At 46.0% G+C, this 12,320-nt stretch carries 10 protein-coding genes; 2 read left to right on the top strand and 8 right to left on the bottom strand.

All coding sequences use genetic code 11. From position 1 onward, the window contains the following. The 8 genes from FTW16_RS10470 to FTW16_RS10435 all read right to left on the bottom strand — a co-directional run bounded on the left by FTW16_RS10470 (position 1) and on the right by FTW16_RS10435 (position 9,295). Positions 1 to 1,680, bottom strand: coding sequence for a BatD family protein (locus tag FTW16_RS10470; protein WP_146490994.1), 1,680 nt, complete (start codon positions 1,678 to 1,680; stop codon positions 1 to 3). A gap of 2 nt (positions 1,681 to 1,682) precedes the next feature. Next, positions 1,683 to 3,602, bottom strand: coding sequence for a vWA domain-containing protein (locus FTW16_RS10465; protein ID WP_146490993.1), 1,920 nt, complete (start codon positions 3,600 to 3,602; stop codon positions 1,683 to 1,685). Continuing rightward, positions 3,595 to 4,587, bottom strand: coding sequence for a vWA domain-containing protein (locus FTW16_RS10460; protein ID WP_146490992.1), 993 nt, complete (start codon positions 4,585 to 4,587; stop codon positions 3,595 to 3,597). The genes FTW16_RS10465 and FTW16_RS10460 overlap by 8 nt, the downstream gene beginning before the upstream one ends. Beyond that, a complete protein-coding gene (locus FTW16_RS10455) occupies positions 4,580 to 5,065 on the bottom strand; it encodes a DUF4381 domain-containing protein (RefSeq protein WP_146490991.1) in 486 nt (161 codons plus the stop codon). Before FTW16_RS10455 ends, FTW16_RS10460 begins: the two co-directional genes overlap by 8 nt. Beyond that, positions 5,062 to 5,988, bottom strand: a complete 927-nt coding sequence (locus tag FTW16_RS10450; RefSeq protein WP_146490990.1) for a DUF58 domain-containing protein — start codon at positions 5,986 to 5,988, stop codon at positions 5,062 to 5,064. The genes FTW16_RS10455 and FTW16_RS10450 overlap by 4 nt, the downstream gene beginning before the upstream one ends. Positions 5,989 to 5,998: 10 nt before the next feature. Then, on the bottom strand, positions 5,999 to 6,955 hold the full coding sequence (locus tag FTW16_RS10445; protein WP_146490989.1) for an AAA family ATPase: 957 nt from the start codon (positions 6,953 to 6,955) through the stop codon (positions 5,999 to 6,001). A gap of 165 nt (positions 6,956 to 7,120) precedes the next feature. Beyond that, positions 7,121 to 7,792, bottom strand: coding sequence for a hypothetical protein (locus FTW16_RS10440; RefSeq protein WP_261383438.1), 672 nt, complete (start codon positions 7,790 to 7,792; stop codon positions 7,121 to 7,123). 129 nt (positions 7,793 to 7,921) lie between these two features. After that, the gene (locus tag FTW16_RS10435; protein WP_146490988.1) at positions 7,922 to 9,295 is read right to left on the bottom strand and encodes a hypothetical protein; all 1,374 of its coding nucleotides are present in this window, start codon (positions 9,293 to 9,295) and stop codon (positions 7,922 to 7,924) included. Between the two features lie 148 nt (positions 9,296 to 9,443). Here FTW16_RS10435 and FTW16_RS10430 point away from each other — a divergent pair, with 148 nt between their 5' ends. Both FTW16_RS10430 and FTW16_RS10425 read left to right on the top strand, forming a co-directional pair. After that, positions 9,444 to 10,151, top strand: a complete 708-nt coding sequence (locus tag FTW16_RS10430; RefSeq protein WP_261383437.1) for a Crp/Fnr family transcriptional regulator — start codon at positions 9,444 to 9,446, stop codon at positions 10,149 to 10,151. 240 nt (positions 10,152 to 10,391) lie between these two features. After that, positions 10,392 to 12,308: a methyl-accepting chemotaxis protein gene (locus FTW16_RS10425; RefSeq protein ID WP_146490986.1), complete on the top strand. Its 1,917-nt coding sequence runs from the start codon at positions 10,392 to 10,394 to the stop codon at positions 12,306 to 12,308. Positions 12,309 to 12,320: the final 12 nt, after the last annotated feature.

Here is a 12,320-nt window from a genome sequence, read left to right as displayed (position 1 = left end):
TTAAAGCGTTTCTAGTGAGCTTTTACGCGTTTTGCTAGAAACTCGCTTTGGCTTCTTAACCGCTTTGATTACTTTAGAAGGAGCCCATGATGGTTTTGTCGAGCTAGCTTCACCATAGAGACTCTGGTTTAGCTTACTTAGCTCGGCTTCAACGACGTCTAACGTCTCATCGCTCAAATCTGGGTTTTCAGCTTTCCACTGTTCAAACAAGGTTCTTGTCATCACACCATCTTTCGTTTTTAGAGCTTCAATAAGCGCTTCTGCTGTATCTGATTGACGTTCAACAGTGTGTGTTGGTTTTGTCGTTACATCGCGGCGTGACCAGAAGTAGAAAGTCATCACTGAGCTAATCAACCACAAGGCTGCGAATAGCGCGGCGAGATAAGGCCAGAACCCCGGACTATCAACAGTCACAACCGTTGGGCTTACTTGTTGGGCTGGTGGTGCTGTAACCGGTGGTGTGCTAGACGTCGCACGGTCACTTGCTTTTACCGCTAACTCTAGCCCAAGCGCTTTACTGGTTTCTTGTGATTGTGAGTCTGTGTTAAACCAAGCTTGAGAAACATCAGGAAGAGAGATGCTTCCTGATTCCTTAGGGATTAGTACCTGCTTATAGACAACGACAGCATCACCGGATTGGGTGGTGCCAAATTGCGGTTTTTCTTCATAAACACGCACCGTTTTAGGGTAGGTGATGTTCAGTTTTGGTAACTGATGTTGGGTCAAGTTACTGGCTGTCATAGTAATGGTTCGAGTTAGAGAATCACCCGCTTCCATTTCAATCTTCTGCTTGTCGCCACCTAAAGCATTGCCATCCGTCAGTTCATTACCTTGGCTGTCTGACCATTGTTGTATCAGCTTAAAGTTTGATGTTGGTAACCACTCACCTTGGTAGCCTTTTGGTACTGGATTCACTGTGACATCTAAGGTTTCAACAGGCGTGTTCAGTTGGAACAGACGCGTTGTGCTGGAGTTGTTGGTTGAGTAAACAACAGCACCGGTTAACTTTGGCCCTTGAAGCTGAAATTGTCCTGCTTGCTGTGACGATATATGGAAAGATTGCTGAACAACTGTGACTTCTTGTCCATTGAGGACATCTTGAAATTGCTTCGATTCACCAATAGGTTCCACATCTAAGCTCTGCGAGCTCGGTGGCGCTATTTTAGGATCTTGCAGTCTTCTTGGGTCAGCTTTAATTATCAGTTTTACATCCAGCTCAGCGACTTCTTGTGGGTACAGCGAGTCTTTACTCAGATTAAGCTGGAACTCAGCCATATCATGTTGAGTAGGTGCAGCTTTATTAACGGCAACATTGATGGTGATTGGCTTGGTTTTTGCCCCTTCAATATCGAAGCTAGGAATCTGAACCTTCCCCAAACGCAGTGGCGCAAGGCTGACGTTCCATTCACTTGACACCGAACGGCTGCCATTGACGATTCGCATCGACGACCCAAAACTTGGTGTGCCAACATAGAAGTCCTGTTGGAGCGCCTTTAGATCTAAAGCATCAGAAGAGACCTTTTCATCAGTCGCGACTCTAAGTAGAAATACTTGGTCTTTGGTGACACTGTTTTGTGAAACGCTCGCTACGGCAGTAGCCGCCAATGCAGAAAAGGACGAGAAAGCTCCTAACGCCAGCGTTAGGAGTATGGATAAAAATGGCTTGTTAAGAAATCGCATGGTTACCACTTTTTGTTCTGGTTGTTAGGAGCACTTTTTTGTCGTGCTTGTAAAATCATTTGCGCTTTAAGCAGCTGGCTTGGGTCTCGTGCACTCTCGACTTGCTCAAGCTTTCGCATATCAGGATCGCTCGACATAGGTTGACCTGATACTTGTGCTGCAGCTTGTTGAGTGTTGTTATCACTGTCTTCCTTAGCAGCCTCTTGAGCAGTCTGAGATGCAGAGTCATCTTTGTCCTGTGACGGCCTACCTGCTTGATCCGCTTTGTTTTGTTGCACAGCTTGCTTGTCGTTTTCTTCATCCATCTTGGAATCAGAGCGGTTATCAGCTTGGCTTTGGTCAGTATTCTGATCTTGGTTTTCACTTTGATCTTGGCTGCCGCTTTGACTTTGCGACTTGCCATTGTCAGCAGAGCTTTGTTGTTGATCCTGCGAGCTTTGCGAAGAATCATTTTGCTGACCTTGCTGACCTTGCTGACCTTGCTGACCTTGCTGACCTTGCTGACCTTGCTGACCTTGCTGTTTTTGGTCTTTCTGGTCTTTGGATTCAGAATCGCCTTGCTGTTGCTGTTGCTGTTGCTGTTGCTGTTGCTTCTGGGCTTGTTCGACGACCTCTAAGTTCTTCTTAGCATAAGTATGTTCAGGGTTGCTTTCGAGAATACGTTGATACTCTTCAATTGCTTGGTCGTACTTGCCTTGCTTTGCTTGTGCATTGGCGAGGTTGTAGCGAGCATTTTCGTCAGTCAAACCTTGTAGTGTTTGTTCTGCAGCTTCGAAGTCACCCGCTTTGTATTGTGAGATGCCTTTCCACTCTTGTTGTTTGAATTGTTCAGCTGCCTGCTGGAAGTTCTCATCTTGATATAATTGATAACCCACCTGATCATCGGTTTTCCAAGGATTCGCAAACGCAGTATTCGGCTGGCTGAACGATACAAGCACAGCTAGGCCACACCAAATAACCCCTTTTCGAAATAGCCCAAGGACAGGAAGTAACAAAAATGGCAATAACCAGAAACCATTGTTCACTCTGGTATTGAGCGAGTTATCGGTTTTAGTCACTTCTGATGTTGTAGCAATTCGGTCGAGATAACTTGCGATGTGTTCAACGTCTGAGTTATCAAATTGTACCTCAGTGAATGTGCCTCCAGAGCGACGAGTCAGGTCGCGCATATTGTCTACGTTGGTTTTCGCAACCACGGTTTGTCCTGCGTCGGTTTGTAACATCGAACCTGTAGGTAACGAGATCGGCGCGCCGCTTTCCGTGCCTACAGCCAAGACTGACAACGTCCAATTACTACCAGAGAGTAGCGAGTCGATATCTTTCTTCTCTTGACCATCAATATCATCAGCAATCAGTACCAGATCGCCTTGGTAGATATGAGCGCGAGTCATCATCTCAATCGCAAGCTTAACTGCCGATGCTGCATTGCCGCCTTGGAAGGGCATGATATCTGGTGATAGGTTGGGTACGAGGTTCTTGATGGTATTGATGTCTGACGTCAAAGGACTAATGGTGTAAGCATCTCCGGCGTATGCCACCATTCCAGTTAGGCCTTCTTTCCATAACGAAAGCAGATCCAGAGCCTTGTATCGCGCCTGTGTTAAACGGTTTGGTTTAATGTCAGTGGCATACATAGACATCGACATATCCATGATCACAACTCGCGCCTGTGTTTTTTCAAAGCTTGGCTGTTCATTGTTTTCAAAGCTGGGACCGGCTAGTGCGATGACACCGACTATCCACCAAATACCAAAGTAAGTACTACGGTTTTTCGATGGCTTGCTTGATTCTGGTGCCAAGTAGCGAGCGATATGAGAGGCCAGTAATTCTTGTTTAGATTGTCTCTTGCTGAGCCACCAAATTGCGGGCAGCATGGCAAGCGCTAAGAACCAATATGGGTAGATAAAAGTAAAGTTAGACATTGTTTCTCCTAATGGCTAACAGCATAAATGCGAAGAACATTGCCGCCGACAGTGGCCAGACAAACCACTCTTGTTGTGGTCGCCAGATCTTAGTGGCGTTCGTCACGGGTTCTAATTGGTTGATGGTGTCGTAAATCGTTGCCAGCTCTTTGCTGTCACGCGCTCGGAAGTACTGACCACCAGTGCGTTTGGCGATTTCCATTAGAGTACGCTCATCCAAGTCTTGAGCGGTATTGACCTTACGAGTCATGAAGAACTCTTTGACCATCATTTCACCCGCACCGACACCTACGGTGTAAATCGTCGCGTTGTATTTCTTAGCAATATCCGCGGCTTCAAGTGGATCTAATACGCCCGCGGTATTGCTGCCGTCACTGAGTAGAATCATTACACGCTGAGGGGCATCGCTGTCGACGAAGGTTTTGGTGGCAAGGCCGATACCATCACCGATCGCAGTTTGAGTACCGATAAGCTTTAACACCGCTTGATTGAGCTGTTGTGAAAGCGTGTCTCTATCTAACGTCAGTGGCGTCTGCAAGTAGGCGTGATCAGCAAATAGCACCAATCCGACTCGGTCGCCTTTGCGGCGTTCAATAAAGTCACTCAATACATGTTTCACCGCAGATAAGCGATCGATGTATTCGCCATTGAATTGCATGTCTTCTTGGCTCATCGAGTAGGAGAGGTCGACAACCAACATCAAATCACGGTGTTTCGGCTGAAACTCAACCGGTTCACCGTACCAAACTGGGCGTGCCATGGCCGTTACCAATAAAAGCCAGATGATGACCGACAAGGCCTTGGGTAAGCGACTGCTCGGCGTTTTGGTATTGCTGTCCTCGGGCAGAAATGGAAGCCTTAGGGCATTGTTCGATTCTGCCTTAGGAGAGAACAAGTAAACGAGAAACGGCAGTGGTGCGAGAAAAAACATCCACCACCAAACGAATTCAATATTTAGAATGCTCGTGTTTAAAAGATCAGTCATGGTTACCTCGCTTTGGAGGAAGGGCTTTACGAAGCCATGTTTCGCAGTCATCAACCAATTGCTGCTGAAGCTTGCGCTGATCGTCATTCATTGAAGTTGGATCTTGATAAAGCGACTGTTGCCACTGGGATTGCTTTTCTACAAACAACGGCTTTTTTAGTTGTGCGTCTAAGAACTTCAACCAATCATCACCCGCTAGGCCTGCTACTTTCTCACGTGGGAAATAGCTCAATGCTGCCTGACGAAGGATGCGTTGTGCTTCGCTCGGAGATAAGCGATTTGAGGACTGACTATTACAGAAGTAAGACAGCGCTTCTTGCTTCGCCTGTTGATTGCTTTTTCTGCGTTTGAGAATAAAAAACACCAAGGCAATAAGGATAATGGCTGTGATAATTACGGCCCACCAACCCCATGCTAGAGGCCACCATGTCGGTGCGTCTGGCGCAATAGCCGGGCTTAAATCTAAGGGCTGCTTCATGACTGAGATCCTGATATCTGACTCATCAATGGTTGTGCACTCGACAGCGAGCTATAGGGTATCGCGAGAGATAAGCCCAACTGTTGTAGCTGCTGCTTCTTTAGTGAAAAAGCGTGGTTGAGTTTTTGCTTCTCTTTATTGGAGGAGAAATTAAACCATTGGGTTTTATTGCCATCGGTGATCTGTTTTGAACCTTTGAATGCAGTAACACCTTGTTCTAATGGATCGTAAAAATGAACCAAGCGAACTCGATTATGTCGACGTATTTGATTGATAAGTGAGTAATTACTTTCGTTATAACGGACGAAATCACTGAGCATAATGATATCGCTTCCTTTCGGGCAAAGCTGGTGAAGAGATTTCAGCCCATGCTCGAAGGTTGTGTCGCTGTTATTGCCTGGGTTGGTCAGCGCTGCGTTATTGATTCCTATGACTTTTTGTAAAATACGTAGCGGAGCATGGTTGCTAGCACTGGGTTTAATCTCAATGATCTCTTGGCCAGTATCTATCACTGCGCCAATACGGTCTTTTTGAGCGACGGTTAACCAGCAAAGTTGGCTGGCAAAGTGCGCGAGTTGAACCGATTTAAGTAACAAGGTTGAGCCGAAAATCATACTGCTCGACAGATCTAAGAACAAAATCACAGGCTGTTCTCTTTCTTCAGAAAACAGTTTGGTATGCGCCTTGCCTGTTCTCGCCGTGACGCGCCAATCAATGCTGCGGATGTCGTCGCCCGCCTGATATTGACGAACCTCAGAGAAATTCATCCCGCGACCTTTACGATTGCTCTCGTGTTGACCGTTTAGTTGCGACCACAGGCTCTTGGCTGGAGGCAACCAGCGAACAGACTGCGCTTTGTATTGCAGCAGTTCGTCTAGATTTAACGTGACACCGTCACTATGGTTGGGTAATTGATTATTCATGCGCTTATCCCTATGCGCTACCAACCAGTGATATAAGGTGTGCGATCACTTGGTTTGCAGTGACCCCTTCAGCTTGTGCGTGGTAGCTACGAAGCAGGCGGTGGCGCAATACAGGGAATGCCATCGCTTGAACATCTTGTGGAGTAACATAGTCGCGGCCAGCAAGCCAAGCGTGAGCGCGGGCACAACGGTCTAACGCGATGGTTGCACGCGGGCTAACACCCATGTCTAACCATTGATCAAGTTGGTCGCTGTATTGTTTAGGTTGGCGAGTCGCCATTACCAGTCTGATTATGTACTGCTCAATGGTGTCTGCCATGTGAATGCTGAGCACTTCTTGGCGAGCTTCGAAGATAGTTTGTTGAGAAATAGGCTCTGGTTGAACAGGTTGATTGCCTTGCGCTTCGCCTCTGTTTAGGCGCAAGATCTCCAGCTCACTTTCCATGTCTGGATAAGCCACTTCTAAATGCAGCAAGAAACGGTCTAATTGAGCTTCCGGCAGCGGGTAAGTGCCTTCTTGCTCAATCGGGTTTTGCGTTGCCATCACCAAAAAAAGATCAGGCAGAGCATAGGTTTTTCGACCAGCGGTCACCTGCTTCTCAGCCATAGCTTCTAGCATTGCGGCTTGCACTTTCGCCGGAGCACGGTTGATCTCATCCGCTAGAATAAGCGAGTTAAAAATCGGGCCCGATTGGAAAGTGAACTCTCCGGTTTCTGGACGGAAAATATCGGTACCAGTTAGGTCGGCAGGCAATAGGTCAGGGGTAAATTGAATACGGTGAAAATCTCCCTCGACACAGTCAGCCAGCGACTTTACTGCGCGGGTTTTTGCCAACCCCGGAGGCCCTTCAACAAGGATATGACCATCTGCCAGTAAGGCGATCATCAATTGTTTTACGAGCTCTTGCTGACCAATGATTTGAGACTCTAGGTAGTTTTGAAGGATTTCGAAGTTATTTTTATGCATTTTTGGACTCTCTGGGGGCCATTTGATTCTTATTTTGAGTATTGGTCACTTATTAATAGGAAAAAGTTCCAGTACATCTACGTAATTTATTTTTCCAAAAATGGAATGATTTACAAGTGTTTAGCCAAAGTACAGTTAAGCCCAACGGTTTTACCATAGTCAGACTTAAAAGGCGTGCTTTAGTGTTAACCAAAAGTTGTCGTCTTCATCGGTATTTATCGCCATGCTCGTTTCCTTAGTAATGTTGTGGCCAACTTGGGTGACGAGTTCAAACAAGCGAATCTTTCGTCCATTTACGCTGTAGGTATATTGAGGTACCAAATTGACGAACCAGTTGTCGGCGACTTGCCAGCGAATAAAGGTATACAAGGTCACGATCGACGTATCTGGAAATAGTGTTTTTTGAGCTTTCTTATCGTCTGTCCAGGTTTCGCCGTATAAAAGGGCTGGGTTGATCCTAAGGTTATCTGAGATAGGGATTATCTGGATGGCGCCAACAGAAGCTCGGTTAACGGGAATCGCATTGGCGTTGTTGCGCTGCATATCGACAAACAACCCTGTTCCACTTTGTTTATAGATAGAAAAATGGCGTAGATGTACGGTTTCAAAATCGTCTTTAAATTGAATGAAGCTGTTGTGACCCAATACACTGTCGGGGCTGTTGAATCCAAATTGCGCGATGGCACCATATCCGTTGGTCCCTGTTCGTATTCCCAGAAACGAGCTCAGCGCGGTAGGATCGTCTAGGTCTTCTATTTGTTCTTGTCCTTGCTCTGGTTTTAGTTCTGGTTTGAGTTCTTCTGTTTGCGCTGCTTGTGCCGGTATAAGAAAAGACATGAGCGACAACAATGATAGTAGTTTAAGTAGCATGGCAACCTCAGAAAATAGATGGTATTCGGTCATAGATGGCAGGCGGGGAACCTGCCATTTCATAGTTTTATTAATTGGTTATTCAGCTGGAAAGGACTATCCCGAGCAAGGGATCATCAGCTCGAAGTTGTTGGTCGTCGTGTAGAAAGTTCTTGGGTAGTATTCCCCCATCACCGGGGCGATATCTTTGTCTTGCTGGATGTTTTGGATGGCGTGGCTAAACTCCGGCGCTGCGAGCATGTGACGGATTTGAACAATCGATGCATCTTCATCAATAATGCCATCACCATCGTCTGCCATTGGTAACCAACCTACACCACATTGGGCAAAAGCGTTACGTGGCCTGTCGGCGGCGCGACTCACGGCGACAGTGTAATACCCGTCTTTGTCCACCGGAATAGCTTCATCGTAAAGGCAGTCGTTGACTTTGGTTACAGCGAAGCCTTTATTCGAGCAGACCGACCAATAACGAAGGTCACCTTTGGTCATCTTTTTAACGCCATGGAAAGTTTTTGGCGTCACAGGTGCTTTCGCTCTGAGGACAAATACAGGGCCATGTTTGCGATTGACGACGGTTCTAATGTAATTGTTATCAAGATTGGGGTAGAAGCCACCCGTGCTACGGCGAGCTTCAGGATTGACTTTCCCAGTGTAAATACCTAACAAGCTTTCTCGGTCGAGTTGAATGTGCCAAGTCGATGGGTTGGTCGCGGGGAAGCCTGCTGGCTTGTTGGGTTGTGACACCAGTTCTCGATATTTCTCTACAGGGATCCCCAATGCATTTAATTGAGCTTTTAACGGTTGTGTACTTTGCAGAGAATCACACGCTTCTTGCCCGCGAAGTTCCTTTCCTGAGGCTAGAGTGACGACTGGCTGAGGTAATGCTGTATTCCCTGTGCCATCACTGTTTTCGTCTTTTGCGTAGATACGGTAAATGATCACTTGCTGATTAGCTGAAGATTTCGGCGTGTGCAGTTCATCCATTTCAGCACCGTCACGTATTTGGCCTGCGGTGTAATCAGTTTTTGGTTGAGAGTCGAGAATATTGACTTGATAGCTTCTAAGAACGCTGTCGCGCTGGCTGCCTTCTCTGAAAGGGTTCACGCTGCTGTGGCTGGGTTTTATCATATAGTCGGGTAAAGATTGCACCGGCCTTCCACGGTCATCATAGCTAATGAACGACATGTAGCGAGAATGTGGGAATTGCCCTTCTAACCTGAGCTTGGCACCATCAGGTACAGTAAAAGCTGATCCCCAATACTTAACTGCTGCATCGGGGTAGGCAACGTTGATATACGGGTCAGCAGAGACGGGACCATAACGGAAGAAGCACGTTCTTTCTCCTGGGATCCCTTCAAATTTATCATTGGCTGCTGAGACAGAACTCCAGCTAGCGCAGGTAATTAAAACTGTTGCTACAGAGCCTTTAAAGAGCCAACGACTCAATGTATTTACGCATGGCATTTGCATTTTTTAATCCTCTTTTCACGACCTTGTGGTGTTTCCTAATACTTATATTTGATTAATTGTTAATTTTTCTGTAACAATTAATTAACAAGCTATCAGGAGCGAGTTGAGAACAATGTGTAAAATCTTACATTCTAGTTTCGTGCCTACGATGAGTAGTGAAGAACAACATTCGATGCTGGAGACGGTGTTAAGAAATGATCCCACGCTAAATCAGTTAGACCCGAAGGCTATTGAGGAAATAGTTGGAGCCGCAAAAATAGAAACCTATAAGGTTCCAACATTGCTCAATTCCGCCTATACCGCTGTCGATACCATGCGACTTGTCGTTAAGGGACACATTGAACTGATGAGTTACAGTGAAAGTGGCGATGAGGCGTGCATTGCCATGCTAGGTCCGAGCAGTTGGCTGACATGGATAGGGTGTTTTGAAGACCAACCGACGAATCTCAATTTTTACTCTTCATCTGATGCGATTGTCGTCGCCATTCCGGTCAAAAAAATGAGAGCTATCGCTGACCGTAACCCTCAACTTTATAAGATTGCGATTCGAGAAATCAGTTTTCGATTCCGGCTCTTGATGGAGTGGACGACAGAATCTGTGCTTCTCAAAAATGACTATCGCGTAGCTAAATTACTTCTATTGGTAAGCCGTTTGAATGGGGCTCCTAATGAGTTAAATCCAATCTTGTATACCCAAGACAAACTTGCCCATCTATCTCGATGTACCCGTCAGACACTGAGCCGTTCGCTCCAGTTGCTAGCGAAGGAAGGCATGATTGAAATAGGTTATCGCCGTATTGATATCATCAATCAAGACAAGCTAAATACATTCATTCTGGAAGGGTTAGCTAGGTAAATATGGCGTCACGCATAATGAATTTGAATAAAGCTAAATAATCATATTTCCTGATGGATGATACTCCAAGGTTAAATAATTTAGTTGTTACATCATATTTGCAATTTTTTGAGAGAAAAGTCTCTAGTTTTATTGGTTGTGGCCGATACATCACTCAGATTGTGCATTGCTGTTGGCGTGCACTAAAAAGTCCTGTTCAGGGTATACCGATAACGAGCTATTCTTTTTAAAGGTCCCAATATGTTTAAAACTAACTCTCTGAGTATCAAGCAAAAAGTTGTACTTGGAATTACCTTCGCGGTTCTTGCATCAACAGTTATTGTCGGCGCGATGGCGCAACAGCAAGCAAGAGATGTACTAAGTCATCGATTGATCGATATTGAACTTCCAGGAATGCTGGAGCGAATCAATGGTGAAATTGACCGAGAAGTCTCTCAGCTATTACTAGCGGCGGAGCAAATTGCTTCAAATGAATTTATTTCTGATGCTATCCAATCGACGGATCGCGATCCGGCACTAGAAAATAAACTGGTTAAACAGCTGAACAATGTTCGCAACCAATATCAGTTGAATGATGCCTCAGTGGCGAACCGTCAAACTGCATATTACTGGAACCAAAACGGATTCTTGCGTCAGCTAAACCAACAACAAGATGGTTGGTTCTTTGGCTTTACTCAATCTGGTCAGCCAACCATGGTGAGCATGTTCCAAGAAGCTAATGGCGAAGTGAAGATGTTTGCTAACTACCAACAGCCTTCTGGTTTGGCGATGTCAGGTCTATCAAAGTCGATGGATGACATGGTTAACCTACTCAATGGTTTTAAGATTGAAAATACAGGCTTCGTATTCTTAACCGATAGCCAAGGTGATGTTCAAATTCACCGTGAACGCTCACGCAGCGATTCTTCACTTCAACAACTTTACGGCCCTCAAGCAAGCCAGTTACTGAACAAGTCAGGCTTTAACCTAATTACTACTGAAAGCCAAGGCCAAGAGCTGTTTGTAGCGAGCTTGTATGTGTCCTCAATGGACTGGTTTGTTATTGGTGTTGTTCCAACTAATGAAGTATTTGCAGAGCTAGATGAGACAGCGCAAAAGATGCTGATCATGACTGCGGTTGTGGCGTTAGTCTTTATCCTAATGGGCGTAGTGCTAGCAAATAGCATCACCCAGCCGATTAAGCTATTGGCTAAGCGTTTCGGTGACCTTGGCGAAGGTGATGGCGATCTAGCACAGCGTATCGAAGTGAAAGGCAACGATGAAATTGCACAGCTTTCAAAGGGCTTCAACGGATTCATTGAAAAGATTCACGAGTCGATGAAAGAGGTGTGTTCGACAAGCCAGGCGCTTCAAGTGGCAGCAGAGAGTGTTTCTAATAAAGCGCATATTACTCACGACAACAGCCAAGAACAGCGTGACCAAACGCTTCAAGTAGTTGCTGCAATCAACCAAATGGGTATGACAATCAGCGAGATTGCATCGAACGCGGCAACCGCAGCAGAAACGGCAACTCAAGCTTCAGGTAATACGGAAGTAGGCCGTTCTGTGGTGAACAAAGCAAAAGACGCGATCAGTCGTTTGGCGCAAGATATTGAAAGCACGGGTCAGGTAGTAGAGCAACTGGCTTCTACAACTCAAGACATCGGTTCTATTCTGGGTGTTATTCGTGATATTTCAGAGCAAACTAACTTACTCGCATTGAACGCAGCGATTGAAGCAGCCCGAGCCGGTGAGCAAGGTCGTGGTTTTGCGGTTGTAGCTGATGAAGTTCGTAACCTCGCAAGTCGCACAGCAGATTCAACGGAAGAGATTCAGAAGATGATCAACCAACTACAAAGCGATGCGAAAGATGCGGTAACGGCAATGAGTGCAGGTAAAGTGATTACCCTTGAAGGTGTATCAGCATCGGATGAAGCGGTAGACGTGCTGGGGGGTATTTCAGATCGTATCGTTGATATCACTGACCGTAACACACAAGTGGCAACGGCAACGGAAGAGCAATCAACCGTTGTTCACACCATCAACCAGAACATTGAAGAGATCAACGCGATTAATGAAGTGACAACGGGCACGGCTGAGCAACTTGCAGAGGCGAGCCAAGAGCTTCGAGACCTTTCTTCTCGCCTAGATAAGATGGTTGGTTCATTTAAGCTTTAATCTCTTTAAGCT

This window comes from Vibrio sp. T20, from assembly GCF_007858795.1.
Lineage (GTDB): Bacteria > Pseudomonadota > Gammaproteobacteria > Enterobacterales > Vibrionaceae > Vibrio > Vibrio satsumensis.
The sequence above is the reverse complement of the archived record's forward strand: the minus strand, read 5'-3'. Positions and strand labels throughout refer to the sequence as shown.